Annotated in this window: 24 protein-coding genes; 12 read left to right on the top strand and 12 right to left on the bottom strand. The window is 66.5% G+C overall.

Annotated elements, in window-relative coordinates; genetic code table 11:
* The first annotated feature begins 3 nt into the window (after window positions 1-3).
* From CAL12_RS26185 to CAL12_RS26175, 3 genes are read left to right on the top strand one after another with little or no spacing between them, the layout of a single operon-like run.
* Window positions 4-1,644: a murein hydrolase activator EnvC family protein gene (locus tag CAL12_RS26185; protein WP_086067281.1), complete on the top strand. Its 1,641-nt coding sequence runs from the start codon at window positions 4-6 to the stop codon at window positions 1,642-1,644.
* A gap of 33 nt (window positions 1,645-1,677) precedes the next feature.
* Window positions 1,678-3,147 carry a S41 family peptidase gene (locus CAL12_RS26180; RefSeq protein ID WP_086067280.1) on the top strand — a complete coding sequence of 490 codons (1,470 nt, stop codon included), beginning with the start codon at window positions 1,678-1,680 and terminating at the stop codon, window positions 3,145-3,147.
* A complete protein-coding gene (locus CAL12_RS26175; RefSeq protein ID WP_086067279.1) occupies window positions 3,144-3,935 on the top strand; it encodes a HesA/MoeB/ThiF family protein in 792 nt (263 codons plus the stop codon). Before CAL12_RS26180 ends, CAL12_RS26175 begins: the two co-directional genes overlap by 4 nt.
* A gap of 90 nt (window positions 3,936-4,025) precedes the next feature.
* On the opposite strand, the gene slmA is transcribed toward CAL12_RS26175, so the two are convergent.
* The 3 genes from slmA to argB all read right to left on the bottom strand — a co-directional run bounded on the left by slmA (window position 4,026) and on the right by argB (window position 6,312).
* Window positions 4,026-4,601 (bottom strand): nucleoid occlusion factor SlmA, encoded by a 576-nt coding sequence (gene slmA, locus CAL12_RS26170; protein WP_086067278.1) that lies wholly within the window; start codon window positions 4,599-4,601, stop codon window positions 4,026-4,028.
* 65 nt (window positions 4,602-4,666) lie between these two features.
* Window positions 4,667-5,413 (bottom strand): pyrimidine 5'-nucleotidase, encoded by a 747-nt coding sequence (locus CAL12_RS26165; RefSeq protein WP_198298329.1) that lies wholly within the window; start codon window positions 5,411-5,413, stop codon window positions 4,667-4,669.
* The gene (argB, locus tag CAL12_RS26160; protein WP_086067276.1) at window positions 5,413-6,312 is read right to left on the bottom strand and encodes an acetylglutamate kinase; all 900 of its coding nucleotides are present in this window, start codon (window positions 6,310-6,312) and stop codon (window positions 5,413-5,415) included. Before argB ends, CAL12_RS26165 begins: the two co-directional genes overlap by 1 nt.
* A 299-nt stretch (window positions 6,313-6,611) precedes the next feature.
* Here argB and CAL12_RS26155 point away from each other — a divergent pair, with 299 nt between their 5' ends.
* A complete protein-coding gene (locus CAL12_RS26155; protein ID WP_086068125.1) occupies window positions 6,612-7,397 on the top strand; it encodes a MetQ/NlpA family ABC transporter substrate-binding protein in 786 nt (261 codons plus the stop codon).
* A gap of 48 nt (window positions 7,398-7,445) precedes the next feature.
* Here CAL12_RS26155 and CAL12_RS26150 read toward each other — a convergent pair whose 3' ends face one another.
* The gene (locus tag CAL12_RS26150) at window positions 7,446-8,201 is read right to left on the bottom strand and encodes an aldolase (RefSeq protein ID WP_086067275.1); all 756 of its coding nucleotides are present in this window, start codon (window positions 8,199-8,201) and stop codon (window positions 7,446-7,448) included.
* A gap of 168 nt (window positions 8,202-8,369) precedes the next feature.
* Here CAL12_RS26150 and CAL12_RS26145 point away from each other — a divergent pair, with 168 nt between their 5' ends.
* Together CAL12_RS26145 and CAL12_RS26140 are read left to right on the top strand one after the other, a co-directional pair.
* Window positions 8,370-8,867 carry a MarR family transcriptional regulator gene (locus CAL12_RS26145; protein ID WP_086067274.1) on the top strand — a complete coding sequence of 166 codons (498 nt, stop codon included), beginning with the start codon at window positions 8,370-8,372 and terminating at the stop codon, window positions 8,865-8,867.
* 63 nt (window positions 8,868-8,930) lie between these two features.
* Window positions 8,931-10,505 carry a DHA2 family efflux MFS transporter permease subunit gene (locus CAL12_RS26140; RefSeq protein ID WP_086067273.1) on the top strand — a complete coding sequence of 525 codons (1,575 nt, stop codon included), beginning with the start codon at window positions 8,931-8,933 and terminating at the stop codon, window positions 10,503-10,505.
* A gap of 18 nt (window positions 10,506-10,523) precedes the next feature.
* On the opposite strand, the gene CAL12_RS26135 is transcribed toward CAL12_RS26140, so the two are convergent.
* Window positions 10,524-12,461: a glycoside hydrolase family 15 protein gene (locus CAL12_RS26135; RefSeq protein WP_086068124.1), complete on the bottom strand. Its 1,938-nt coding sequence runs from the start codon at window positions 12,459-12,461 to the stop codon at window positions 10,524-10,526.
* 192 nt (window positions 12,462-12,653) lie between these two features.
* Between CAL12_RS26135 and CAL12_RS26130 the strand changes: the two genes are divergently transcribed.
* Window positions 12,654-14,327 (top strand): response regulator, encoded by a 1,674-nt coding sequence (locus CAL12_RS26130; RefSeq protein ID WP_086068123.1) that lies wholly within the window; start codon window positions 12,654-12,656, stop codon window positions 14,325-14,327.
* Here CAL12_RS26130 and CAL12_RS26125 read toward each other — a convergent pair.
* The 7 genes from CAL12_RS26125 to rpe all read right to left on the bottom strand — a co-directional run bounded on the left by CAL12_RS26125 (window position 14,305) and on the right by rpe (window position 20,595).
* A complete protein-coding gene (locus tag CAL12_RS26125; protein WP_086067272.1) occupies window positions 14,305-14,823 on the bottom strand; it encodes an acyl-CoA thioesterase in 519 nt (172 codons plus the stop codon). The genes CAL12_RS26130 and CAL12_RS26125 overlap by 23 nt on opposite strands.
* Before the next feature lie 20 nt (window positions 14,824-14,843).
* Window positions 14,844-15,632 carry an indole-3-glycerol phosphate synthase TrpC gene (gene trpC, locus CAL12_RS26120; protein ID WP_086067271.1) on the bottom strand — a complete coding sequence of 263 codons (789 nt, stop codon included), beginning with the start codon at window positions 15,630-15,632 and terminating at the stop codon, window positions 14,844-14,846.
* A 1-nt stretch (window position 15,633) separates the two neighbouring features.
* Window positions 15,634-16,659: an anthranilate phosphoribosyltransferase gene (gene trpD, locus CAL12_RS26115; RefSeq protein WP_086067270.1), complete on the bottom strand. Its 1,026-nt coding sequence runs from the start codon at window positions 16,657-16,659 to the stop codon at window positions 15,634-15,636.
* A gap of 36 nt (window positions 16,660-16,695) precedes the next feature.
* Window positions 16,696-17,265 carry an anthranilate synthase component II gene (locus tag CAL12_RS26110; protein ID WP_086067269.1) on the bottom strand — a complete coding sequence of 190 codons (570 nt, stop codon included), beginning with the start codon at window positions 17,263-17,265 and terminating at the stop codon, window positions 16,696-16,698.
* A gap of 40 nt (window positions 17,266-17,305) precedes the next feature.
* A complete protein-coding gene (gene trpE, locus CAL12_RS26105) occupies window positions 17,306-18,826 on the bottom strand; it encodes an anthranilate synthase component I (protein WP_086067268.1) in 1,521 nt (506 codons plus the stop codon).
* Window positions 18,827-19,097: 271 nt separating this feature from the next.
* The gene (locus CAL12_RS26100; protein WP_086067267.1) at window positions 19,098-19,841 is read right to left on the bottom strand and encodes a phosphoglycolate phosphatase; all 744 of its coding nucleotides are present in this window, start codon (window positions 19,839-19,841) and stop codon (window positions 19,098-19,100) included.
* 49 nt (window positions 19,842-19,890) lie between these two features.
* The gene (gene rpe / locus CAL12_RS26095) at window positions 19,891-20,595 is read right to left on the bottom strand and encodes a ribulose-phosphate 3-epimerase (protein ID WP_373454505.1); all 705 of its coding nucleotides are present in this window, start codon (window positions 20,593-20,595) and stop codon (window positions 19,891-19,893) included.
* 99 nt (window positions 20,596-20,694) lie between these two features.
* Between rpe and apaG the strand changes: the two genes are divergently transcribed.
* The 5 genes from apaG to CAL12_RS26070 all read left to right on the top strand — a co-directional run bounded on the left by apaG (window position 20,695) and on the right by CAL12_RS26070 (window position 25,568).
* Entirely contained in the window at window positions 20,695-21,069 is a 375-nt protein-coding gene (apaG, locus tag CAL12_RS26090; RefSeq protein WP_086067265.1) for a Co2+/Mg2+ efflux protein ApaG, read from the top strand.
* A gap of 66 nt (window positions 21,070-21,135) precedes the next feature.
* Complete coding sequence (gene mltA, locus CAL12_RS26085) at window positions 21,136-22,455, top strand: murein transglycosylase A (protein ID WP_086068122.1); 1,320 nt, start codon at window positions 21,136-21,138, stop codon at window positions 22,453-22,455.
* On the top strand, window positions 22,452-23,621 hold the full coding sequence (locus tag CAL12_RS26080; RefSeq protein WP_086067264.1) for a UbiH/UbiF family hydroxylase: 1,170 nt from the start codon (window positions 22,452-22,454) through the stop codon (window positions 23,619-23,621). The genes mltA and CAL12_RS26080 overlap by 4 nt, the downstream gene beginning before the upstream one ends.
* Before the next feature lie 31 nt (window positions 23,622-23,652).
* Entirely contained in the window at window positions 23,653-24,567 is a 915-nt protein-coding gene (locus tag CAL12_RS26075) for a DsbC family protein (protein WP_086067263.1), read from the top strand.
* A gap of 47 nt (window positions 24,568-24,614) precedes the next feature.
* Window positions 24,615-25,568 carry a D-2-hydroxyacid dehydrogenase family protein gene (locus CAL12_RS26070; protein WP_086067262.1) on the top strand — a complete coding sequence of 318 codons (954 nt, stop codon included), beginning with the start codon at window positions 24,615-24,617 and terminating at the stop codon, window positions 25,566-25,568.
* Window positions 25,569-25,612 lie beyond the last annotated feature (44 nt).

Here is a 25,612-nt window from a genome sequence, read left to right as displayed (position 1 = left end):
CCGATGCGCCTGGCTGGCAGTGGATGGACGGCCGCCGCGCTGACGATGGCGCTGGCGGCGGGCGCGACGTGGGCCGCGCCCGCGGACCTGGCCGAAAAACAGACGGAGGCGCAACGCCAGCAGTCGGCGTTGCGCGAACGCATCCAGTCACTGCAGAAAACCCTCGACGAGCGCGAGTCGGCGCGCAAGGAAGCCGCTGATTCGCTGCGCCAGTCGGAAACCGCGATCTCGCAGATCAACCGGCGCCTGGCCGAGCTGGCCACGCAGAGCAAGCAGGCGGAAGCCGATCTGGCGACCCTGGAACGCCAGATGACGGCGCAGCAGGCGGTGCTGGCGCAGCGCCGCGAGGAACTCGCCAAGCAACTGCGCGCCCAGTACACCAGCGGCTTGTCCCCGTGGACGGCCCTGCTGTCCGGCGACGACCCCCAGCAGCTGGGGCGCAACCTGGCCTATCTGGGCTATGTTTCCCAGGCCCGGGCCGAAGCGGTGCAGGCCCTGCGCCGCGATCTCGACGAACTGGCACGCCTGCAAGGCCAGGCCGACGCGCGGCGCCAGGAAATCGCCCAGGTGGTCAAGGAGACCGCCGACCAGAAAACCCAGTTGGTCGCGCAGCAGAAGGAGCGCGCCAGCGTCCTGGCGCGCCTCGAAGGCCAGATCACCGCGCAGCGCGAAGAGGCCGTCAAGCTGGGCCGCGACGATCAGCGCATGTCTCGCCTGATCGACGATCTGCAGGCGGCCATCGAAAAGCAGGCCGAAGAAGCGCGCAAGGCCGAAGAAGCCCGCCGCAAGGCCGAGGAAGCGCGCAGGCAGGCGGAAGCCGAGGCCGCCCGCAAGGCCGAAGAGGCGCGGCGCCTGGCGCTGGAGGAAGCGCGGCGCAAGGCCGACGACGCCCGCAAGCGCGCGGACGATGCCCGCAAGGCCGCCGACGCGGCCCGCCGCGCGCAGGAAGCGCGCGAGGCCTCCCAGGCGCGCGAGCAGGTCGAAGCCGCCGCCCGCCGTGATGCCGAGGCCGCCGCGAATGCGGATCGCCAGGCGGCCGCCGCCGCCAAACAGGCGGAAGATGCCGAAGCGGCCGCGCGGCGCGCGGCGCAAGCCAGTCTGCCGGTGGCGCGCGGCAATATAGAAGGCTTAAAGCCAGCTGAACCGAAATCGGCGCAGGCCGCGGATGCCCAGTCCAATTCCTCGGCATCGTCCACGACATCCGCCACGTCTTCCACGCCGTCGCCGTCCGCCCGGCCGCTCGCGCCGGCGGGCCGCGGCCTGCGGCCTGGCCTGCCGGTGCCCGTCTCGGGCGCGACCGTGCAGGGGCGCTTCGGCCTCGGCCGTCCGGACGGCGGCGTCTGGCGGGGCATCGTGCTGCGCGTGCCCGAAGGCACGCCGGTGCGCGCCGTGGCGGCCGGTACCGTGGTTTACGCCAATTGGCTACGGGGCTTCGGTAACCTCATCATCGTGGATCACGGCCAGCAGTACATGACGGTATACGGGTATAACCAGTCCCTGTTGAAACAGGTGGGCGATCGGGTCGCCGCCGGGGACACCATCGCCGCGGCCGGCGCGACGGGCGGGCAGGTGGAATCGGGCCTATACTTTGAAATTCGTCATGGTGGCGCGCCGGTGGACCCAGCCCAATGGTTGGCCCAGTAGAAGCGTTTGGCTAAACCAATTCAGGAAGTGTGCATGAGCACTCGCAAGTTTCGCAGTTTCGGCCTGGTGTCGCTCGGTGTCGTCGCCGGTGTTTTGCTAAGCGTCGGCGTGACCGCGGTCGCACAGCGCGGCGGCAGTCCCTTGCCGTTGGAGGAACTGCGCCAGTTCACCAACGTCTTCGGCGCCATCAAGAACAACTATGTCGAACCGACGGACGACAAGACGCTGATCGACAATGCCATCTCCGGCATGGTGTCCGGTCTCGATCCGCACTCCGCCTACCTGGATGCCGACGCCTATCGTGACATGCAGACCGCCACGCAAGGCGAATTCGGAGGCCTGGGCATCGAAGTCGGCGCCGAGGACGGCTACGTGAAGGTCATTTCGCCCATCGAGGACACGCCGGCCGCGCGCGCGGGTGTCATGGCCGGCGACCTCATCACCAAGATCAACGATACGCCCACCAAGGGCATGTCGCTGAACGACGCCGTCAAGCTGATGCGCGGCGCGCCCAAGACGCCGATCACGTTGACCATCATGCGCGCCGATCATCCGCAGCCCATCGTGCTGAAGATCATGCGCGACGTCATCAAGGTGCGCAGCGTGCGCAGCAAGATGCTGGACGGCAATGTGGCCTATGTGCGCATCGCCCAGTTCCAGGAAAAGACCGGTGCCGACATGGCCCGCCAGCTTGCCGAACTTGGCGCCAAGCAGCCGCCTCGCGCGCTGGTGCTGGACCTGCGCAATGACCCGGGCGGCCTGCTGACCAGCGCCATCGGCGTGGCGTCTGCCTTCCTGCCGGCCGATTCGCTGGTGGTGTCCACCGACGGCCGTACGCCCGACGCGCGCCACAAGTATCTGGCCACCCCGGCCGAATACGCGCGCGGCGAAGGCAACTATCTGTCGGGCCTGCCGGGCTGGGTCAAGACCGTGCCCATGGTGGTGCTGGTGAACGTGGGCTCCGCGTCCGCTTCGGAAATCGTCGCCGGCGCGCTGCAGGATCACAAGCGCGCCAAGGTGATGGGCAACCGTACCTTCGGCAAGGGCTCCGTGCAGGTGATCCTGCCGCTCAGCGAAGACACCGCCATCAAGCTGACGACGTCGCGCTATTTCACGCCCAGCGGCCGTTCCATCCAGGCTACCGGCATCGAACCGGATTATGTGGTGGCCGATACGGCGACCGGCGACCTGTTCCGCCTGCCGCGCGAAGCCGACCTGCAGCGCCACCTGGCCAACCAGCAAGCGCCCAACGGCGAGATCAAATCGTCCAACGATCCGGCCAACATCGAACTGCCCAAGACGTTCGAGTTCGGCGGCAAGGACGACTTCCAGCTGAAGCAGGCGCTGAACCTGCTGGACGGCAAACCGATCCAGAAGGCCGTGCCCAAGACCGCGTCCAACGACAAGGCCGGCGCGCCGCAGCAGACCGCCGGCGCCGCCCAGGCGCCGACGGAACGCATGACGATCACGCCGTCCGGAGTCGAGCCCGCCAAGGCAAAATGAACGACCAGCAGTTGCTGCGCTATGCCCGCCACATCCTGCTCGACGAACTCGGTATCGAAGGGCAGGAAAAAATCCTGGCAGGGCGCGCGCTGATCATCGGGGCAGGGGGGCTGGGTTCTCCGGCCGCGATGTATCTTGCCAGCGCGGGGGTCGGCCATATCACCCTGGTCGACGACGACGTCGTCGAACTCAGCAACTTGCAGCGGCAATTGCTGCACACCACGGAAAGCCTGGGACAGGCGAAGGTGGAATCAGGGCGCCGTGCCTTGCTGGCGTTCAATCCGGACATCGTGGTCGACACCATCGCGCAGCGCCTGCAGGGCGATGCCCTGCTCGCCGCCGTGGCGCGCGCGGACGTGGTGCTCGATTGTTCCGACAACTTCACCACGCGGCATGCCATCAACCGCGCGTGCGTGCATCACCGTAAACCGCTGGTGTCGGGCGCGGCCATCCGCTTCGACGGACAGGTCAGCGTATTCGACCTGCGTGGCGAGACCTCGCCGTGCTATCACTGCCTGTTCCCGGAAGCGGACGACGTCGAAGAAGCCAGCTGTGCGACCATGGGCGTGCTGGCGCCGCTGGTGGGCATCATCGGCAGCGTGCAGGCGGCGGAAGCCTTGAAGCTGCTGGCCGGTATCGGCGAAACGCTCGCCGGCCGCATGCTGTGCCTGGATGGGCTGGCCATGCAATGGCGCAGCCTGAATGTCCCGCGCGACGAGGAATGCGCTATTTGCAAGAGACCCACCCCCGAAGCGCTGCGCGCTTCCCCCTCAAGGGGGCGACGCTAGCGGACCGGCGGAGGGCTAGCCGCCCGCCCGGATCCGCAACGTCCCCGCCGTGCCATACCTGCTGCCTGCGTGGAGTGGTCTGGCTTGGCGTCAGCCCAAGGCCAGGCGAAGCTGTTCGTCCAGGTGCACGGTCGGCGCCACGCGCCAACCGCTTTGCGCATACCGCAGCCAGCGTCCCAGTACGAAATGCGTCAGCAGGCTGGCGTGCGCGCTGACGTCGGCATTCGCCGGCAGGGCTCCATCATGCACCGCCGTACGCAACGCCTGGCGGAACGAGGCTTCGATGCGATCGTTGATGTGATTGATCCGTTCCTGCAAGCGGTTGTCTTCGGTCACCAGCGCGTCGCCCGTGAGCACGCGCGTCATGCCCTTGTTGCGTTCGGAAAACGTCAGCAGCATGTTGACCATGCGCCGCGCCTGGCTGACGCCCTCGGGCTCCGCCGAACCGATCTGATTGACCAGCGTGAATATCGTCTGCTCGATGAACTCGATCAGGCCTTCGAACATCTGCGCCTTGCTGGCGAAATGCCGGTACAGGGCCGCTTCCGAAACCTGCATGCGCGCCGCCAGGGCCGCTGTCGTGATTCGAGCCGCGTGAGGCTGCTCCAGCATTTCCGCCAGGGTCTGCAGGATCTGCGTTTTCTTTTCGCCGGGTCTGCTTGCCATGGGTGTGGCCGTCCGCGAGGCGGCCAGTAAATGAGTTCAGGAAACAAAAACTGAAAGGGACCGCGCTAGCGCCGCAAGGGGCGGCGTTGCAGTAGCAGCTCGCTGACCGAGTGTACTCGCAAGTCGACATAGCCCGGCCGGTTGCGGCCGCCCTTGCTGAAGGGCGTGCCGGGATGGTGTATATGCACCGTGCGCAGGCCGGCGCGGCGCGCGCCGCGGAGGTTTTCCAGTGTGTCCTCGACCAGCACCGTATGCGCGGCCGACGCGCCTTCGCGCGCGAGCACGCGCTTGAGCAGTATGGCCGAAGGCTTGGGCCGGAAGTTGCCGTGCCAGTTCATGTGCTCGATCGCCCACAGGCTGTCGAAATGCGACAGCAGGCCCAGGTGCCGCAGCACCGTGCGGGCGTAGTGCAGCGGCGCATTGGTAAGCAACACCTTGCGTCCCGGCAGCCGCCGCAGCTTGGCCGGCAGGCCGCTTTCCGACTTGAGCAAAGGGAGCACGTCGAAATCGTGGCTCATGCGTAGGAAGGTTTCGGCATTCACGCCATGATGGCGCACCATGCCTATCACCGTCGCGCCGTAGCGCTTCCAGTATTTGGTGCGCAGCTCGTTGGCGGTGTCCAGGTCCACCCCCAGGGTCTCCGCCACGGCGCGCGCCATGCCTGCGTCGATGCGCGGGAAGATGGCATGCGAGGTGTTGTGCAGCGTATTGTCCAGATCGAACAGCCACAGGCGCTGGGGCGCGGCGGTGACTGTGCGGCGCGAGCGGCGCAGGCGCGCCGCCGGCCGCAGCAAATGCCGGCGTATCTGCATCAGCGCGACGTGATCATCGTGCCCACGCCCTGGTCCGTCAGCAGTTCCAGCAGCAGGCAGTGAGGCACGCGCCCGTCGATGATGTGCACCGAATTCACGCCGCTGCGCGCCGCGTCCAGCGACGAGGAAATCTTGGGCAGCATGCCGCCGGAAATCGTGCCGTCGGCGAAAAGTTCGTCGATCGCGCGCGCCGACAGGCTGCGCAGCAGCTTGCCATCCTTGTCCAGCACGCCGGGCGTGTTGGTCATCATCAGCAGCTTTTCCGCGCCGAGCACTTCGGCCATCTTGCCCGCCACCACGTCGGCGTTGATGTTGTACGCCTTGCCGTCCTGGCCATAGCCGATGGGCGAGATCACGGGAATGAACTGATCGTCCTGCAGCGCCTTCACCACCGCCGGATCGACCTGGGTGATGTCTCCGACGAAGCCGATATCCAGCGGCTGGTCGGGATTTTCCTTGTTTTCCATCAGCTTCTTGCGGGCGCGGATCAGGCCGCCGTCCTTGCCGGTCAGGCCCACTGCCTTGCCACCGGCTTCATTGATCATCAGGACGATGTCCTGCTGCACCTGGCCGCCAAGGACCCATTCGACGACTTCCATGGTTTCGGCGTCGGTCACGCGCATGCCCTGGACGAAGGTGCCGCTTTTGCCGACGCGGCGCAGGGCGTCGTCGATCTGCGGTCCGCCGCCATGGACGACCACGGGATTCAGGCCCACCAGCTTGAGCAGCACGACATCGTGCGCAAAGCTTTCCTGCAGCCGTTCTTCGACCATGGCGTTGCCACCGTATTTCACGACGATGGTCTTGCCGTGGAAGCGCCGCAGATAGGGCAAGGCTTCGGACAGAACGCTGGCCTTCAGCGCGGGAGACAGGGCGGCGGTATCGGAATTGGCGGTCATGGCGGCTGGAAAACGCGATGATGGATAGGGGCGCAAAAGACGAGCGCGACGGGCGCATGCGGCGCGGTCGCCGCCGCTGAACGGCATTGTATTACCCGTTGAGTCTTATGCCAGCGCGTAATAAACAGATGGAGTACAAAAAAGCCGGGTTCATGTAGATTTGATCCCTTTCGTATTAAACGGTCTATGCGGGAACCCCGACAAGGAGGAGAAAAATGAATCGATCATCGCCGCGCGCACGCGCCGCGCAGCCCGCGCCCGCAACCCACGCTCCCGCGCACCGCGCGCGCCGTGCCTGGATGGCCGGCGTGGCGCTGCTGGCGGCCGGGGTGTCGGCCGCCCTGGTGGCGTGGCCCGCCGCCGCGGCCGACAAGCTGGTCGTGGCCGCGACCCAGGTGCCGCATGCCGAAATCCTGGCGTTCGTGAAGCCCACGCTGGCCAAGGAAGGCGTCGACCTGGACATCAAGGTGTTCAGCGATTATGTCCAACCGAATGTGCAACTGGTCGACAAGCAGGTGGACCTGAACTTCTTCCAGCATCAGCCTTATCTGGACACGTTCAACCAGGACCGCAAGAGCAACCTGGTGGCGATCGCCAAGGTGCACGTCGAGCCCTTCGGCGCCTATTCGCGCAAGATCAGGAAGGTGTCGGACCTGAAGAGCGGGGCGACGGTGGCGATACCCAACGATCCCACCAACGGTGGCCGCGCCCTGCTGTTGCTGCAGAAGCAGGGCCTGATCAAGCTCAAGGACGCCGGCAACATCCGCGCGACGCCGCTGGATATCACCGACAACCCCAGGAAGCTGAAGTTCCAGGAGTTGGAAGCCGCCATGCTGCCGCGTTCGCTGGACGACGTCGACCTGGCGCTGATCAATACCAACTACGCGCTGGAAGCCGGCCTGGTGCCGACCAAGGACGCGCTGTTCATCGAAGGCGCGGACTCGCCCTACGCCAACGTGCTGGTGGCCCGGCCCGACGACAAGGACCGGCCCGCCGTGCGCAAGCTGGTGCAGGCCCTGCATACGCCCGCGGTGAAGCAGTTCATCCTGGAAAAGTACAAGGGCGCGGTGGTGCCGGCGTTCTGAAGTGAGTGCCGGATCGGCGGACCGGGGTACGGTCCGCCTGGCGGCGCGTCAGCGGACCGTGTCGCGCGACGCACCGCCCAGGCGGCGGCGCAGCGATTCGAAGAACAGCGTCGATTGCAGCCGCTCGCCCTGGATCTGCATCGCCACGTGGCGCGCCATGGTCTCCGGCACCGGCTCCAGCGGCGCGCCCGTGGATAGCGCCAGCACCTCGGCCTGGCAGGCCCGTTCAAGGAAGTACAGATCGTCGTAGGCGTAATCGACGCGTTCGCCGCACACCACCACGCCATGGTTGCCCAGGAACACCACGTCGGCGCCATGCATGGCGCGGGCGATGCGTTCGCCTTCGGCCGTATCCAGCGCAAGGCCGTCGTAGCGGGCATCGATGGCCACACGGCCGTGGAAGCGCATGGCGTTCTGCGACAGCCGCGTATCCAGGCCGCGCCGGGCCGTCAGGGTCAATGCCGTGGCATAGGGCATGTGCGTGTGCAGCACGCAGGTCTTGCGGGCGATGCGATGTATCGCGGCGTGGATGAACATGGCGGTGGCCTCGACGTTGTGCCGGCCGGCCAGCCTGGCCCCACGGCCGTCCACCATCACGATGTCGTCGGCTTCGACCTCGCTCCAGTGCAGGCCATGGGGATTGATCAGGAAGCGGTCGCTGCCGTCGGCGAGCGCGACGCTGAAGTGGTTGCAGACGCCTTCTTCCAGCCCGTGATAGGCGGCGGCACGCAGTGCCAGCGCCAGGTCGGCCCGCAGGGCCAGGGTGTCGGAACTGTGGGGAACGCTTTCGGATTGCACGGACATGGTGTCGGTAGGGTGGGGCGCGCCGGCCGGAACCGCAGATTTAAACCGAATCGCGACGCGCGGGACAGCGGATTCGGTCCGGGCTTGGGGCCCGATTCAGTCCTTCGTCAGCAGTGCCGACGATATAATAACGTACGTTATTAGTTGCGCCGGATGCGCTGAGCCGCGATGTCTCCTTCTTCCTTCGAGCCCTTCGAGCAGGCCATGGACGAACTGTCCCTGCGCCTGGCATCGCGCCATCAATTGCGTGAATCGGTCATCAGCCGGCTGTTCATGCATGTGGCGGCGCGGCTGGGGGATCACATGGATGCACCGCTGCGGGAACATGGCTTGAATTCTACGCTGTGGACCTCGCTCGTCGTCATCTATGCCAGCGAGCAGCATCGCCTCAAGCCGTCCGACCTGAGCGTATTCATGAATTCCTCGCGCACCAACAGCACTCGGGTGGCGCGCGAACTGGAACGGCAGGGCTATGTGACACGGCTGGCCGGGGAAAGCGACCGCCGGCAGGTGTTCCTGCAACTGACGCCGAAGGCGCAGGACTTCGTGCGGCAATACCTGCCGCGCCGGCGCACGCAGTTGAAGTCGCTGCTCGCCAACTTCGACGCGGCGGAAGTCGATGCATTGGAGCGCTTGCTGCGCAAGTTGTTGACCCAAGTGGAGTAGGGCGAGCGGGGGCGGAAGCGCTCCCCTTTTTTTCTTCAGATAGTAACGTAGGTTATTAAATCCATGTCCCCCGCCGGCCATCCGGGCGCTGTCCCGCACAAGTCGATGATCACCGTCTCCATCATGCTGGCGACGATCATGCAGACCTTGGACAGCACCATCGCCAACGTCGCCCTGCCGCACATGGCGGGCGGACTGTCGGCGTCACAGGACCAGATCACCTGGGTATTGACCTCGTACATCGTCGCCGCCGCCATCGCGACGCCGGTGACCGGCTGGCTGACGGGACGCTACGGGCTCAAGTCGGTCTTCCTGGTGTCCATCGCCGGATTCACCGTCATGTCGCTGGCGTGTGGGGCGGCGGGCAACCTGGTGCAGATCGTGCTCGCCCGCCTGCTGCAGGGCGCTTTCGGCGCCGCGCTCGTACCCCTGTCACAGGCGGTGATGCTGGACGTCAACGAGCCCAAGGACCACGCCAAGGCCATGGCGCTATGGGGCATGGGCGTGATGCTGGGGCCCATCCTGGGGCCGACGCTGGGCGGGTGGCTGACCGACAACATGAATTGGCGCTGGGTCTTCCTGATCAACCTGCCCGTGGGGCTGCTGTCTTTCTACGGGGTTGCGCGTTTCATCCATGACGACGGCGCGCGGCGCGACAACCGTTTCGACGTCTTCGGTTTCGCCACCCTGGCGATCTCCATCGGCCTGCTGCAACTGCTGCTGGATCGCGGCGAGCAGGCGGACTGGTTCGATTCGATAGAGATCCGCGTCTATGCGGTATGCGCCTTCGTGTCGTTCACGTTCTTCATCCTGCATACGGCGACCAGCGGCGAACAGTCGTTCTTCAAGGTCGCGCTGCTGCGCGACCGCAACTTCGCCATGGGCCTGGCGTTCTATTTCCTGCTGGGCCTGCTGCTGTACGCAACGCGCGCCCTGCTGCCGCCGCTGTTGCAGACGATATTGGGCTACCCGGTCGTGACCACCGGCCTGGTCACGGCGCCCAGCGGCCTGGGCACCATGGTGTCCATGCTGGTGGCCGGAAGGATCGTGGGCAGGATCGACGGCCGCCTGGTCATTGCACTGGGCTTCGGACTCACGACGCTGTCGCTGTGGCAAATGTCGGGCTATACGCCGCAGATCACGGAGTGGGACGTCATCGTGCCTGGATTCATCCAGGGCCTGGGCCTGGGATTCACGTCGGTGCCGCTGACCACCATGACCTTCTCGACCCTGGACCGGTCGCTGCGCTCCGATGGCACCGCGATCTACAGCCTGTCGCGCAACATCGGCAGCAGTATCGGGATTTCCGCCATGCAGACGCTGCTGGTGCGCAATACCGCGACCCTGCATGCCTCGTTGGCCGCCTACATCACGGCGGGCGCCATGATGATGCATCCGGACGCGCTGTCGCGCATGTTCGACATGAGCACGCCCGCCGGGATGGCGGGCATGAACGAGATCCTGACCAACCAGGCGGCCTTCATCGCGTACCTGGACGACTTCCGCTTCATGATGTGGCTGACGCTGGCCGCCATCCCGTGCCTGATCTTCATGCGCACCCGGCGGCCGGCAGCGGGGCAGCCGTCGGCGCAACAGGCCGCCGATGACGCGGAACTGCAGCACGTGGCGGCGGATTAGCTCCCCTGACCGGCCCCGCTATCGCGGCGGGGGGCCGCCTGCCGCGGGTTGTTCGCTGGCCGAATGCGCGGTCGCGGCGTGCGCGTCCGCCGCCTCGGTCGCCGCGGCCGCCGACTGCGGTTCCTTGTGCGCGGCCGACCCGTTGTGCGGCGCCGCGCTGCGCGAGCGCTGCCGTGCCGGCCCTTGCGCCTGCAAAAGGTTGAAGGCGGTATTGATCAGCCCGATATGCGAAAACGCCTGCGGGAAATTGCCCACCATCCGCTGCCGGACCGGGTCGTATTCTTCCGCCAGCAGGCCCAGGTCGTTGCGCAGGGACAGCAGCCGCTCGAACAGTGCCGCGCCTTCGTCCAGCCTGCCCTGCATGACGTAGCTGTCCGCCAGCCAGAAGCTGCATGCCAGGAACACGCCTTCGTCCTGCGCCAACCCGTCGTCCGACTGTTCCGGCACGTAGCGCATCACCAGCCCGTCGCGCAACAGGCCTTTTTCTATGGCCTGCACGGTACCGGCCACGCGCGGATCGTCGATGGGCAGGAAGCCCACCTGCGGGATCAGCAGCAGGCTGGCATCCAGCCCCTTGCCCCCGTAGTACTGCACGAAGCTGTTCAGGTCGCTGTCGAAGCCGTTGCGCAGGATGTCCTCGCGTATCGAGTCGCGGATATGGCGCCAGCGCTGCACGGGGCCTTGCAGGCCGAAGCGTTCCGCCGACTTGATCGCGCGGTCGAAGCCCACCCAGCACATCAGGCGCGAATGCGTGAACGCGCGGCGCGCGCCGCGTACTTCCCAGATGCCGTGATCGTCCGTATTCCAGCCATGTTCCAACGGCGTCAGCAGGATGCGCTGCAGCCGCCACGCCTGTTCCAGCGGCGCCAGTTCGGCTTCGCGCGCCGCGTGCAGCGTATCGATCAGCTCGCCGTAGATATCCATCTGGATCTGCCCCGACGCGGCATTGCCGATGCGCACGGGCTTGCTGCCTTCATAGCCTGGCAGCCAGGGGATTTCCATTTCGGGCAGGCTGCGCTCGCCGGCGATCCCGTACATGATCTGCAGCTGGTTGGGATGGCCCGCCGACGCGCGCATCAGCCACATGCGCCAGGCTTCGGCTTCTTCGCGATAGCCGGCGTTCAGCAGCGCGTACAAGGTCAGCGCGGAGTCGCGCAGCCAGCAATAGCGGTAGTCCCAGTTGCGCGTGCCGCCGATGTTCTCGGGCAGCGACGTGGTGGGCGCGGCGACGATGCCGCCGGTGGGCCGGAACGTCAGCAGTTTGAGCGTGATCAGCGAACGCACGATGGCGTCGTGCCATTCGGGAAAGCGGTGGTCGGAGCGGCAGCGCTTGGACCATTCCTTCCACCACGCCACCGTGCGGTCCAGGCTTTCCAGGCGGTCCGGGACGAAATGCGGCACCTTGTGCGACGGGTGGTAGGAAAGCGTGAAAGGCACGTGTTCGCCGGCCCGCACCGTGAACCGAGACACAGTGCGCAGGTCCTTGCCTTCCAGTGGCGCCTGGGTATGCAGCTCGACGGCGTCGGGCCCGGCCACGGCGCTGATGCCATAGTCGCGCCGGCGCACCCAGGGTACGGCCTGGCCATAGTTGAACCGCAGCACCAGGTCCATATCCATGTCGACCTGGCCCTGGTCGCCGCGCACGATGCGCACGACGTCCACGCGTTCCTCGTCGTCGCTCAAGGGCATGAAATCGAACAGCGTGACCGCGCCGGTGGCGGTCTCGAAACGCGTTTCCAGCACCGCGGTGCCGCTGATATAGCGCCGGTGGGACTTGAACACGCCGCGCGGACGCAGCCGCCAGCAGCCATGCTCTTCAGTCCCCAGCAGGGCCGCGAAGCAGGCGGCGGAGTTGAAATGCGGCAGGCAGAGCCAGTCTATGGAGCCGTCGCGCGACACCAACGCGGCCGACAGCATATTGCCGATGATTCCGTAGTCTTCCAGCGGTTTCGACATGAAGCGCAATTCTCCAGGGCGTCATGGATGAGACTAAGCCTATCATGCACGCAAACTCGTAATGGAATGCTTAGGCATGCTCCGCAGAGAAAATATCCCGCACCCGCTGCAACACGGCGTAACAGCCACCCCTGGACGGGAGCTGATGTAATGGCTCATCCAAGAAAAACGGGAGCTCCGGTGGACAATGCCATGCAAGTATTGGTACTGGCCCCGCATGGCGATGACGGGCGGATCATAGGCAATGCGCTGAATGCGGTGGGCGGACAAGGCCAGGCTTGCGCCGACGCGGCGCAGCTGCTGGCCGCGGTGCGCGCCGGCGCTGCCTGCGCCATCGTCGAAAAAGAATCGTTGAATGCGTCGGTGCTGGATGGATTGGCCGATTGGGTGGCCGCACAGGAACCGTGGTCCGACTTCTCTTTCCTGGTGATGGAGCCGGCCTCGCCGCCCGCGCGGGCGGCGAACGGCGCGGCCGCTGACGGTGACCATGGAGCCTGCGATCGGCTCGGCAACGTGACCCTGCTGCAGCGGCCCTTGCGCGAGGACGTCCTGCGCCGCGCCGTCACCACGGCCCTGCGGGGGCGTGGCAGGCAATACGAGGCGCGCGCGGCGCTGCATCGCCAGGGGCAGAGCGAAGAGTCGCTGCGCCTGTTCAACGAGACGCTGGAAACACGCATCGCCGAGCGCACCCATGCCCTGGCGCGCGCCAACGACAGGCTGATGAAGGAGATCCGCGAACGCGAACGCACGCAAAGCGCGCTGGTGCAGTCGCAGAAGATGGAAGCCATCGGCCAGCTGACCGGCGGCCTGGCGCATGACTTCAACAACCTGCTGAACGTCATCATGGGCAGCGTGGAGCTGATCCAGCGTACGTCATCGGACGATCGCCTGCGGCGGCTCGCGCTCAACGCCAAGCACGCCGTCGAACGGGGCGCCAAGCTGACTTCCCAACTGCTGGCGTTTTCACGCAGCCAGAACCTGGATCTGCGTCCGACCGACATCAACGCCTTGCTGGCCGGGATGCGCGAGCTCCTGGGCCTGTCCCTGGGGCCCACGGTACGCGTGTCGACCGATTTCGCGCCCGAACTGCCGCTTGCCACGGCGGACGCGAACCAGCTCGAGCTGGCGGTGCTGAATTTGTGCCTGAATGCGCGTGACGCGATGCCGGCGGGCGGCGAAGTCAGCCTGGCGACCGCCGTGCGCGAAAGCGGCGAAGGCGACCTGCCGGCGGGCCGCTACATCGTCGTGGCGGTGAAGGACACGGGTACGGGCATTCCGTCCCGCGTCTTGAACAAAGTGTTCGACCCCTTCTTCACCACCAAGCCCGTGGGCAAGGGAACGGGCCTGGGGCTGAGCCAGGTCTACGGCATAGCCCGCCAGTCCGGGGGCACGGCCCGCGTCACCAGCGTGGAGGGGCACGGTACGGTCGTGGAAATCTGGCTCGCGCTGGCCGATCCCGCCGCCGTGGACGGCATGCCGTCCACCGATGCCGTCGCCCACCCCAAGGCGAGCGCCGCCAGCGTCCTGGTGATCGACGACGATGCATCGGTGCGCCACCTGATCGTCGAGTGCCTCCAGATACTGGGCTATGAGGTGCGGCAGGCCGCCGATGGCGAAGAAGGCCTGGCCATGCTCGAAGAACAGCAGCCCGACCTGCTGATGGTGGACTTCGTCATGCCCAAGATGAATGGCGCCGAGGTAATCGAGCGCGCGCGCAGCCTGTTTCCGGACCTGCCCATCATCCTGGCCACCGGCTACGCCGACGCCCAGGTCGGCGGCACGGTGCTGCAACATGAACGCGTGCTGCAGAAGCCCTTCAATCTGGATCAGCTGGCCGCGATGGTCAGCGAGGCTCTGCAGCGGTGATCCCGCTGTCCGCGACGTTGCGCTTGATGGCCACGTGGCGGCGCTGCATTTCCTGGCGCAGGGCGCGCCGCTGATCGGCGGCTTCGAAGCGCTGGCGCTCTTCTTCGTTGCGCGGCTCCAGCGGCGGCACCGGCGTGGGATTGCCCAGTTCGTCCACCGCCACCATCGTGAAGTAGCAACTATTGGTATGGCGCACCAGCTTCTGCCGGATGTCCTCGGTGACCACCTTGATGCCGATCTCCATGGAGGTGCGGCCGGTGTAGTTGACCGAGGCCAGGAAGGTCACCAGTTCGCCCACGTGGATGGGCTCGCGGAACACCACCTGGTCCACCGACAGCGTGACCACGTACTGGCCGGCGTAGCGGCTGGCGCAGGCATAGGCGACCTGGTCCAGGTACTTCAGGATATGGCCCCCGTGGACATTGCCGGAAAAATTGGCCATGTCCGGAGTCATCAGGATGGTCATCGACAACTGGTGGCTGAAAGCTTCATCCATGCTCTGTATCCCGTCCTGCTTCAGGCGATCAGCCTGGCCAGTTCCGCGCCGGGATCCGGCGCGCGCATGAAGGCTTCGCCCACCAGGAAGGCGTCGACCTTGTTCTCGCGCATCATGCGGATGTCTTCCGGACGCAGGATGCCGCTTTCGGTGACGATGCGGCGGCCGGCGGGCACCTGCGGCAACAGGTCCAGTGTGTTCTGCAAGCTCGTTTCGAAGGTGCGCAGGTTGCGGTTGTTGATGCCGATCAGCGGCGTGCGCAGCTGCGTGGCCATTTCCAGTTCGGCGGCGTCGTGGACTTCCACCAGCACGTCCATGCCCAGGTCCATGGCGCAGGCTTCCAGGTCCTTCAACTGCGCGGGCGTCAGCGCGGCCGCGATCAGCAGCACGCAGTCCGCGCCCAGTGCGCGCGAAAACACTACCTGGTATGGATCGATGATGAAATCCTTGCGCAGCACCGGCAGCGGGCAGGCGGCGCGCGCCTGGCGCAGATGGTCGTGCGAGCCCTGGAAAAACTGCACGTCGGTCAGCACGGACAGGCAGGCCGCGCCATGCACCGCATAGGACGCGGCGATTTCGGCCGGGCTGAAGTTCTCACGCAGGACGCCGCGCGAGGGCGAGGCTTTCTTGATTTCCGCGATCACGCCGGGTTTGCCCGCCGCGATCTTGTCTTCGATCGCCTGGGCGAAGCCGCGCACGTCCTGGCGGGCTTGCGCTTCGCGCAGCAACTCGGCTTCGCTGCGCATCTGGCGGGCGGTGGCGACTTCCTCGGCCTTGACGGCGAGGATCTTCGCAAGAATGTCGTTCATCTCAAAACTTCCGGGTGTAGGCGCAAAATTCTTCCAGCTTGCCGCGAGCGGCACCAGAGGCAATCGTATCAGCCGCCAGTTTCAGGCCGGCTTCAATCGATGGAGCGACGTTGCCCGCGTAGATGGCGAGGGCGGCGTTCAGGGCAACGATATCGCGTGCCGGGCCCGGTTTGTCGTTCAGCGCTTCCAGGATGAGGTCGCGCGATTCTTCACGATTGGACACCTTGATTCCCCGGTTGGACATCATGGATAGCCCGTAGTCCTCCGGATGGATTTCGTATTCCAGGATCTTGCCGTCCTTCAGCTCGCCGACCAGGGTGGCCGCGCCCAGGGACGCTTCGTCCATCCCGTCGCGTCCATGCACCACCAGCACGTGGCGCGAGCCCAGGCGTTCCAGCACGCGGACCTGTATGCCCACCAGGTCGGGATGGAAGACGCCCATCAGTTGATTCTGCGCGTCGGCGGGGTTGGTCAGCGGGCCCAGGATGTTGAATATCGTGCGCACGCCCAGTTCCTTGCGCACCGCGGCGACATTCTTCATGGCGCCATGGTGCGCGGGCGCGAACATGAAGCCGATGCCCACGTTGGCGATGCACTCGGCGACCTGCTCGGGGTTGATCTGCAGGTTCGCGCCCAGTGCCTCCAGGACGTCGGCGCTGCCCGAGGACGACGACGCGCTGCGTCCGCCGTGCTTGGCGACCTTGGCGCCCGCGGCGGCGGCGACGAACATGGCGGCGGTGGAGATGTTGAAGGTCTGGCTGCCGTCGCCGCCGGTCCCGCACATATCCAGCAGTTGCTCCGGATAGGGCGTATGGACGGGGGTGGCGAACTCGCGCATGACCTGGGCGGCGGCGGTGATTTCGCCTATGGTTTCCTTCTTGACTCGCAAGCCCATCAGCAAGGCCGTGGCGATCTGCGGCGACATGTCACCGCTCATCAGCATGCGCATCAGGTGCAGCATCTCGTCGTGAAAGATCTCGCGGTGCTCGATGCAGCGGGTCAGCGCCTCGGTCGCGGTGATGGTCATAGGGACTCCCTCTTGGTGGACCGGCTTCCCGGTTCTTTATCGGATGTTCAGGAAATTGCGCATCAAGGCGTGCCCGTGTTCGCTCAGCACCGATTCGGGATGGAACTGTACCCCGTATATGGGCAGCGTTTTGTGACGCACGCCCATGATGTCGCCGTCCTCGGCGGTGGCGGTGGCTTCCAGGCAATCGGGCAGCGTCCCGGGCGCGATGGTCAGCGAGTTGTAGCGGATCACCGTATACGGGCTGGGCAGGTCGGTGAAGATGTCCGTGCCCGTGTGGCTGATCCGCACCGTCTTGCCATGCATGATGGTCGGCGCGCGCACGATATCGCCGCCGAAGGCCGTGCCGATGGCCTGGTGGCCCAGGCACACGCCCAGGATGGGAATCCTGCCGCCGAATTCCTGGATCACCGGCACCGAGATGCCGGCCTCGGTGGGCGAGCAGGGCCCGGGGGACACGCAGATGCGGTCGGGCTTCATCGCGGCGATTTCTTCCAGGGTGATCTGGTCGTTGCGCGCGACGCGCACGTCTTCGCCCAGTTCGCCGAAATACTGCACCAGGTTGTAGGTGAAGGAGTCGTAGTTGTCGATCATCAGGAGGCTCATGGCTCAACCCTTGTTTCAGTTCTCGGGGGGTTCCGGCGGTTCAGAAAGGCTGGTCCAGGCCGTTCTGCACCTGTTCGGCGGCACGCAGCACCGCGCGGGCCTTGGCTTCGGTTTCCGCCCATTCGGATTCGGGATTGGAATCCGCGACGATGCCTGCGGCGGCCTGCACGAACAAGGTGCCGTCCTTGATCACCCCGGTACGGATGGCGATGGCCACGTCCATTTCGCCGCCGTAGCTCAGGTAGCCCGCCGCGCCGCCGTAGATGCCGCGGCGCACGGGCTCGAGTTCGTCGATGATTTCCATGGCGCGCACCTTGGGCGCGCCGGTCAGCGTGCCGGCGGGGAAGGCCGCGCGCAGGACGTCCATGCTGGTCATGGCGGGGTCCAGGTTGCCCGCCACGTTGGACACCAGGTGCATGACGTGGGAATAGCGCTCGATGGCCATGGTGTCGGTGACCTTCACCGATCCGGTCTCGGCCACGCGGCCCACGTCGTTGCGGGCGAGGTCGATCAGCATGACGTGTTCGGCGATCTCCTTGGGATCGGCCTGCAGTTCGGCGGCCAGCGCGGCGTCTTCTTCCGGCGTCGTGCCGCGCTTGCGGGTGCCGGCCAGCGGCCGGATGGTGATGCGCGACTTGGGCTCGCCGTCTTCCACGACGCGCTCCTGGCGGACCAGGATTTCCGGCGACGAGCCGACCACGTGGAAATCGCCGAAATTCCAGAAGTACATGTACGGCGACGGATTCAGCGAGCGCAGCGACCGGTACAGCGACAGGGGCGAATCGCGGAAGGGCTTGGTGATGACCTGGCCCACCTGCACCTGCATCAGGTCGCCGGCGGCGATGTATTCCTTGGCGCGCCTGACGGCGGCCAGGTAGTCTTCCTTCTTGAAGTCGCGCCTTTCCTCCGTCTGCATGCTGGCGTGGCTGTAGGGGATGTCCACGGGCTTGCGCAGCTTCTGGCGCAGCTCGCGCAGCCGCTGCTGCGCGCGGGCATAGGCTTCCGGCTGCGCCGGATCCGCGTAGACCATCAGGTAGATGCGACCGGCCAGGTTATCGACGATGACCAGTTCGTCCACGTGCAGCAGCATGATGTCCGGCGTGCCTTCGTCCATCCCGGGCGGGAAGGGCTTGACCGCCGGGCCCAGGCGCGGCTCGATGTGCCGCACCGTGTCGTAGCCGAAATAGCCCGCCAGGCCGCCGGCGAAGCGTGGCATGCCCGGCCGCAGCGCGACCTTGAAACGGGACTGGTACTGCTCGATGAAGGCCAGGGGATCGCCATGATGCGTTTCCACGACCTTGCCCTCGCGCACGACTTCCGTCACCGTGCCGCGCGCCTGGATGACGGTATGGGCCGGCAGGCCGATGAAGGAATAGCGGCCGAAGCGCTCGCCCCCGACCACGGATTCCAGCAGGCAGCTGTTGCGGCCGTTTTCCGGGCCTGAATGGGCCAGCTTCAGATAGATCGCCAGCGGCGTGTCCAGGTCGGCGTAGGTATCGGCCACCAGCGGGATGCGGTTGTAGCCTTGGTTGGCGAGTGCTTTGAATTCCAGTTCGGTCATATCGGTCTCGTTCGGGTTCTTTCTGCTGTCGAGCCGGGCGTAAGACAAAAAACAAAAAGCCCGGCCAGTGTGCTGGTTCCGGGCTTTGGGGATTTTTGCTGCGGCGCCTGGTTCGTGAACGTCGGACGCCGGGAAATGCTAGCTCGCTTATCGCTTCATCGCCACCCGGAAGACAAACGCCACCAACGCCACGAGGCGCCGAGCATTTGGATGGGAGTGGAGACGTTCATTTCGTTCGCGGGTCTGCTTGCGTATCTGTCAGTGCTGTCTGTCAGTCGAATTTTTCAGCGTGGGTGCTACTAGAAGGCATCCCGCGGTCGGGGGCGATCCCCGACTGGGCGCCGCCCCGCGCGATCCACTGCGCGGCTTCGACCAGCGACGACACTATACCATCGACGTCCAGCGTGCGCACATCGACGCCTTCGTTGTACCCGTAGGGCACGACCAGCACGCCGGTGCCGGCTTCCCGCCCGGCCTGGGCGTCGTTGATGGAATCGCCGATGGTCACGGCGCGCTCCGGGCGCACGCCCAGCAGCGAGCATGCGTGCAATACCGGCTGCGGATCGGGTTTCTTGCGGGCGCAGGTGTCGCCGCAGACGACCGCCGCGAAGAAACCGGCCAGGCCGGTACGCTGCAGCAGCGGTATCGTGAATTCCGTCGCCTTGTTGGTCACGACCGCCAGTTTGAGCCCCTGGTCGCGCATCGCCTTCAGGCCGTCCAGCACGCCATCGAAAACCGCGGCCTTGTCGCCGTTCACCAGGTGATAGTGGCGGTAGAAAGACGTGCGCCCGCGGGCGTACAGTCCGGCATCCAGCGCATCGTGGTCCTGCGAGCCGGCCAGCGTGCGTTCCACGAGCCGGTCCACCCCTTTGCCGACGAAGGTGGCGATGACGTCTTCGCGCAGCGGCGGCATGCCCAGTTCGATGCGCATGGCGTTGGCCGCCGTGGCCAGGTCCGGCACGGAATCCAGCAGGGTGCCATCCAGGTCGAGCAGGGCGGCTTGGAAGGGTTTCATAGCGGATTTCCTTCAGGCCCGGGAACAGGCCAAGATGCGGGACGCCGGTTCAAGCGGACAATGTGCCGGCCCGGGCGATCTGCTCGCGCATGTCGCCGATGATCCGGGCGTAGTCGGGGTGGCCGAAGATGGCCGACCCCGCGACGAAGGTGTCGGCGCCCGCCGCGCGGATTTCCGCGATGTTGTCGACCTTGACGCCGCCATCGACTTCCAAGGCGATGTGCTGGCCGCCTTCCAGGGCCCAGCGGTCGATGCGCGCGCGCGCTTCGCGCAGCTTGTGCAGCGCCGAAGGCAGGAAGCTCTGCCCACCGAAGCCGGGGTTGACGGACATGATCAGGACGACGTCCAGCTTGTCCATCACGTAGTCCATGTGGTCCAGGGACGTCGCCGGGTTGAATACCATCCCCGCCTTGCAGCCATGGTCGCGGATCAGCGACAGCGTGCGGTCGACGTGGCGCGTGGCTTCGGGGTGGAAGGAAATGATGTTGGCGCCCGCCTTGGCGAACTGGGGCACGAGTTCGTCCACCGGTTCGACCATCAGGTGCACGTCGATGGGCACTTCCACGTGCGGCCGGATCGCCGCGCACACCATGGGGCCTATCGTCAGGTTCGGAACGTAATGGTTGTCCATGACGTCGAAGTGGATCCAGTCGGCGCCCGCCGCGACGACGTTGCGCACTTCTTCACCCAGGCGGGCGAAGTCGGCGGACAGGATGCTGGGCGCGATGCGGGTGGCCGGGGATAGGAAGGACATGGTCGGCGGCATTCAAGGGATAATGTGCCAATATTGTAGTTCGCCGGGATCGACGCCCGCTGTCCAATCAACCGACCCACCCTAAAGGCCGGAAAGCCAGTGAAACCCTACGACCTAACCGTTGCTGTCGAGCCGCGCTACGTGGCGGAGCAGTCCAATCCGGGGGAACAGGAATACGTGTTCGCCTATACCGTGCGCATCACCAACACCGGCGAGCATCCGGCCCAGGTGATCAGCCGGCATTGGATCATCACGGACGGCAATCAGCGCGTCAGGGAAGTTCGCGGCCTGGGCGTGGTCGGCCAGCAGCCGCTGCTCGCGCCGGGCGAAACCTTCGAATACACCAGCGGCTGTCCGCTGCCCACGCCCGTGGGCACCATGCGGGGCAGCTACCATTGCGTCGGCGAAAACGGCATTCCCTTCGAAGTGCAGATAGAGGAATTCCTGCTGGCCATGCCGCGCACCCTGCATTGACATCAAGCCCGCGCCTTCGTCGCGGGCATGCCCAGATACCGCCCCCCCCTTTAGATGAAGCATTCCTTGTATCGCCTGGCCCCGCTTGCCCTGCTGGGCCTCATCCTGGCCGGTTGCTCCACCGTCGAAAACGGCATTCCACCGGAAGGGGCCGCCGCCACGCCTGGCGAGAGCGCGGGCGCCGGCGCCGCCACCGCCGCGGAAACGCCCTTGGTGGTGCCGTCCCTGGCCAGCCTGCCCGACTCGCCGACCCGGCCGCTCGCGGGTCGCTTCCAGCGCGTCAGTTTCAGTGACATTCCCGCCTGGCGCGACGACGACCTGGCCCAGTTCTGGCAGGTGTTCCTGCGCAATTGCAAGGGCCTGATGCGGCCGACGTCCGGCAACCTGACCTTGCCGGCGCGGGCCACGCCGCGCGCCTGGCAGCCCGTGTGCGCGGCGGCGATCGATCCCGCGCGCCGGCCGGTCGCCACCGACCCGGAAAGCGTGCGGCGCTTCCTGCAGACCTATCTGCAGCCCTGGCGCCTGCTGGCCCCGGACGGCAAGCCGGCGTCGAACATGGTCACCGGCTACTACGAACCCCTGGTGCGCGGTTCCCGCGTGCAGGGCGGGCTGAACCAATGGCCGCTCTATGCCCCGCCCAAGGATCTGCTGACCATCGACCTCGGGTCCATCTACCCCGAGCTGGCGGGCAAGCGGGTGCGCGGCAAGCTGGACGGCAAACGCGTCGTGCCTTACGACACCCGCGCCGAGCTCGACAACAATCCCGCGCGGCGCCCGCCGGCGCTGGTCTACGTGGACGATCCGGTCGACAACTTCTTCCTGCAGGTGCAGGGTTCCGGCCGCGTGCTGCTGACCGACGGCCCGGATGCCGGCAAGACGATACGCGTGGCCTACGCCGACCACAATGGCCAGCCCTATGTCTCCATCGGCCGCTGGCTGGTCGACAAGGGCGAATTGACGGCGGACCAGGCTTCGATGCAGAACATCCGCGCCTGGGCACAGCGCAATCCCCAGCGGGTGCGCGAGATGCTGAACGCCAATCCGGCGGTGGTCTTCTTCAAGGAAGAGGTCGTTACCGATCCGGAAGCGGGGCCGCGCGGCGCGTATGGCCTGAGCCTGACGGCGCGCCGGTCCATCGCCGTGGATACGTCGTTCGTGCCGCTCGGTACGCCGGTTTTCCTGGGCACCACCTGGCCGGGGGAAGCCCGTCCGCTGGACCGGCTGGTGTTCGCGCAGGACACCGGCACCGCCATTCGCGGTGCCGCGCGCGCCGATTTCTATTGGGGTTATGGCGATGCCGCCGGCCAGATGGCTGGACGCATGAAGCAGCGCGGCCAGATGTGGATTTTGTGGCCCAAGCAGGCCGGGGAGCCCAGCGCGCGATGAAACAGGGAATTCTTGTCTGCGGCGCCGGCATCGTCGGCCTGGCGACCGCCCTGGCGCTGGCGCGCCGGAAGCAGCCGGTGACGGTCCTGGCGCCCGCCGCCGCTGTGCCGCCGGCGCCGGCGGAACACTACGCGCCCCGCGTGTATGCGCTGTCGCCGGCCAGCCAGCGGTTCCTGGCGGCGCTCGGGATCTGGGATGCCCTGCCGGCGGCGCGCATCGCGCCGGTCGACACCATGGAGATCCATGGCGACGCGGACGGCTCCGTCACCCTGGACGCCTGGCAGGCCGCGCAGCCCCACCTGGCGTGGATCGTCGAAGCCGCCGAAATCGAGCGCGTGCTGGCCCAGGCGGTACGCCTGTCCGGCATCCCGTGGATCGCCGACCGTTGCGCCGGCTTCCAGGCGGGCGCCGTGCTCACCGAAAACGGTGCGCAGCTGCGCACCGACCTGGCAATAGGCGCCGACGGCGCCGGATCGCCGCTGCGGTCCGCGGCCGGCCTGAAGCAGCATTCCACGCCCTACGGCCAGGTCGGCCTGGTGAGCCACCTGGACGCGGCCTTGCCGCACCACGGCGCCGCCATGCAGTGGTTCCACGACGAAGGCGTGCTGGCCTTGCTGCCCTTGCCCGGTACGGCGCGTGGGCCGCAGGTGTCCATGGTGTGGTCGGCGCCTTCCGCGCGCGCGCAGGCCTTGCAGGCGCTGCCCGCCGACGCGCAGGCGGACGCCGTGGCCGCGCACCTGGCGGCGGTCACGCAAGGGCGCCTCGGCACGCTGCGCATGAATATCGGCCTGCACGGTTTTCCGTTGTTCCTGGAGCACGGCCCCATGACCGCACCGGGCGTGGCCCTGGTAGGGGACGCGGCGCATCGCGTGCATCCCCTGGCGGGACAGGGCTTGAACCTGGGCCTGGGGGACGCCGAAACCTTGGCCACCATCGTCGCCGGGCGCGAACCTTATCGCAGCGCGGGTGATCCAAGGGTCTTGCGGCGCTACCAGCGCGCCCGCGCCGAGCCGGTGCTGGCCATGCGCCTGGCAACCGACGGCCTGCACAAGCTCTTCACCAGCCGAGCCGCCCCCGCTGCCTGGCTGCGCAATGCGGGCATGCGCTGGGTGGATGCCGTCCCTGTTTTCAAACGGCTGCTGATCGAGCAAGCTTCTGGGCGTTGAACGCGCCGGTCACTGTCAAGGAGTCCCCCACATGAACAATCCAGCCTGGCTTTCCGCCATACGTGCCGCCGCCGCCGCGGCCGCCATCGTGGCGGCGGTCGTCGTGCCGGCTTCAGCCAGCGCGGCGGACAAGGTGATTTCCACCCAGTCGGCGGGACAGCCCCAACCGGGGGAAACCGTCACCAGTACCTCGGGCGCCGGTCCGGCCGCCAAGGTCACCAGTACCGCCGGCGCCAATCCCGGTGAGAAAGTGATCAGCACCGCCACTGGCCAGGCCGGCACCGCCGATACCGAGCAGGTAGGCGCGCTGTTCAGCCAGCGTTTTCCGGACCTGGCCGTCACCGCCGTGCGCCGCACCCCCTACGGCCTGTACGAAGTGCAGGTCGGCATGGACCTGATCTACACCGACGCGAAAGTGGGCTGGGTGATGGAAGGCCCGCTGATCGACGCGGCCACCCGCCAGGACGTGACGCGTGAAAGGCAGGAGCAGATCGGCGCGATCTCGTTCGACCAGTTGCCCTTGAAACTGGCCGTCAAGCGCGTGACCGGGGACGGGTCGCGCGCCGTCGCGATCTTCGAGGATCCGAACTGCGGTTACTGCAAGCAGCTGCGCCATACGCTGGAAGGCATCCCCAACTTGACCGTCTACACTTTCATTTATCCGATCCTGGCGCCCGACTCGCGCACCAAGGCCCGCGACATCTGGTGCGCGCAGAAGCCCGGGCAAGCCTGGGACGACTGGATGGTGCGCGGCAAGATGCCGCCGGCCTCGGGCGCGACCGCCAACTGCAATGCGCCGATCGACCAGGTGCTGGCGTTGGGACAACGTTTGATGGTGCGTGGCACGCCCACGCTGTTTTTCCCGGACGGCAGCCGGGTCAGCGGCGCGCTGCCGCAGGACGAACTGCTTGCGCATCTGGACAAATCATCGAAGAAGGGCGGCTGAGCGGGCACGCTGCTCCGGAATCCCCATCCATCCACCAGGAGACGGCATTGAAGATTGCCATTCTTGACGACTACCACGGCGTGGCGCAGGACTACGCGGACTGGGCATCGCTCGGGCCGCAGGCCACCGTGCAAGTGTTTCGTGAGCATCTGCCCGAAGGCCCCCAGCGGGTATCCGCGCTGCAGCCTTTCGACGTCATCGTGATCATGCGCGAACGCATGCCGTTCCCGGCGGAACTGGTCAATGCCTTGCCGAACCTGCGCCTGCTGGTCACGACCGGCTTGCGCAACAATTCCGTCGACCTGGCTGCCTGCAAGGCAAGGGGCGTCGTCGTGTCCGGCGCTCCGGGCTCGGAAAACGGCCTGAACGCCACTGCCGAGCTCAGCTGGGCGCTGATCCTGGCGCTGTTCAAGAATATCTGCACGGAAGACGCCAACATGCGCAAGGGCCTGTGGCAGACCGGCATGCCGGTCTCGCTGAAGGGCCTGCGCCTGGGCGTCGTCGGCCTGGGCAAGCTGGGCAGCGCGCTGGCCCGGGTCGGCCGCGCCTTCGACATGGATGTCGTGGCATGGAGCCCGAACCTGACGCCGGAGCGAGCCGAACAGGGCGGCGCGCGCTACGTCGACAAGCAGGAGCTGTTCTCGACCGCCGACGTCATCAGCGTTCATTTGATCCTGTCGGCGTCCACGCGTGGCGTGGTGGATGCGGCCAGCATCGCCGCCATGAAGCCCACCGCCTTCCTGGTGAACACCTCGCGCGCCGGGCTGGTGGATCAGGACGCGCTCCTGGATGCGCTGCGCAACCGGCGCATCGGTGGCGCGGGCCTGGACGTATTCCCGGTCGAACCGCTGCCGGCGGACGACCCCGTGCGCCAATTGAAGAACGTCGTGCTGACGCCCCATCTGGGTTATGTCAGCGCCGACAACTTCAAGGCTTTCTATCGGAATGTGCTGGAGGCCATCAAGGCCTGGGCCGCCGGGGCGCCTATCCGCACCCTGTGATGCTCGCGGCCGGCGGCCCGGCTTTCGCCGGCCGCCGGCCGCGG

The sequence above is a fragment of the Bordetella genomosp. 8 genome, from assembly GCF_002119685.1.
Lineage (GTDB): Bacteria > Pseudomonadota > Gammaproteobacteria > Burkholderiales > Burkholderiaceae_B > Bordetella_C.
This window is presented reverse-complemented; position numbering and strand designations above follow the sequence as displayed.

Coding starts and splice junctions, on each gene's coding strand:
- CAL12_RS26185 (WP_086067281.1), top strand. CDS start 4: ATGCGCCTGGCTGGCAGTGGATGGACGGCCGCCGCGCTGACGATGGCG.
- CAL12_RS26180 (WP_086067280.1), top strand. CDS start 1,678: ATGAGCACTCGCAAGTTTCGCAGTTTCGGCCTGGTGTCGCTCGGTGTC.
- CAL12_RS26175 (WP_086067279.1), top strand. CDS start 3,144: ATGAACGACCAGCAGTTGCTGCGCTATGCCCGCCACATCCTGCTCGAC.
- slmA (WP_086067278.1), bottom strand. CDS start 4,601: ATGGCAAGCAGACCCGGCGAAAAGAAAACGCAGATCCTGCAGACCCTG.
- CAL12_RS26165 (WP_198298329.1), bottom strand. CDS start 5,413: ATGCAGATACGCCGGCATTTGCTGCGGCCGGCGGCGCGCCTGCGCCGC.
- argB (WP_086067276.1), bottom strand. CDS start 6,312: ATGACCGCCAATTCCGATACCGCCGCCCTGTCTCCCGCGCTGAAGGCC.
- CAL12_RS26155 (WP_086068125.1), top strand. CDS start 6,612: ATGGCCGGCGTGGCGCTGCTGGCGGCCGGGGTGTCGGCCGCCCTGGTG.
- CAL12_RS26150 (WP_086067275.1), bottom strand. CDS start 8,201: ATGTCCGTGCAATCCGAAAGCGTTCCCCACAGTTCCGACACCCTGGCC.
- CAL12_RS26145 (WP_086067274.1), top strand. CDS start 8,370: ATGTCTCCTTCTTCCTTCGAGCCCTTCGAGCAGGCCATGGACGAACTG.
- CAL12_RS26140 (WP_086067273.1), top strand. CDS start 8,931: ATGTCCCCCGCCGGCCATCCGGGCGCTGTCCCGCACAAGTCGATGATC.
- CAL12_RS26135 (WP_086068124.1), bottom strand. CDS start 12,461: ATGTCGAAACCGCTGGAAGACTACGGAATCATCGGCAATATGCTGTCG.
- CAL12_RS26130 (WP_086068123.1), top strand. CDS start 12,654: ATGCAAGTATTGGTACTGGCCCCGCATGGCGATGACGGGCGGATCATA.
- CAL12_RS26125 (WP_086067272.1), bottom strand. CDS start 14,823: ATGGATGAAGCTTTCAGCCACCAGTTGTCGATGACCATCCTGATGACT.
- trpC (WP_086067271.1), bottom strand. CDS start 15,632: ATGAACGACATTCTTGCGAAGATCCTCGCCGTCAAGGCCGAGGAAGTC.
- trpD (WP_086067270.1), bottom strand. CDS start 16,659: ATGACCATCACCGCGACCGAGGCGCTGACCCGCTGCATCGAGCACCGC.
- CAL12_RS26110 (WP_086067269.1), bottom strand. CDS start 17,265: ATGAGCCTCCTGATGATCGACAACTACGACTCCTTCACCTACAACCTG.
- trpE (WP_086067268.1), bottom strand. CDS start 18,826: ATGACCGAACTGGAATTCAAAGCACTCGCCAACCAAGGCTACAACCGC.
- CAL12_RS26100 (WP_086067267.1), bottom strand. CDS start 19,841: ATGAAACCCTTCCAAGCCGCCCTGCTCGACCTGGATGGCACCCTGCTG.
- rpe (WP_373454505.1), bottom strand. CDS start 20,595: ATGTCCTTCCTATCCCCGGCCACCCGCATCGCGCCCAGCATCCTGTCC.
- CAL12_RS26080 (WP_086067264.1), top strand. CDS start 22,452: ATGAAACAGGGAATTCTTGTCTGCGGCGCCGGCATCGTCGGCCTGGCG.
- CAL12_RS26075 (WP_086067263.1), top strand. CDS start 23,653: ATGAACAATCCAGCCTGGCTTTCCGCCATACGTGCCGCCGCCGCCGCG.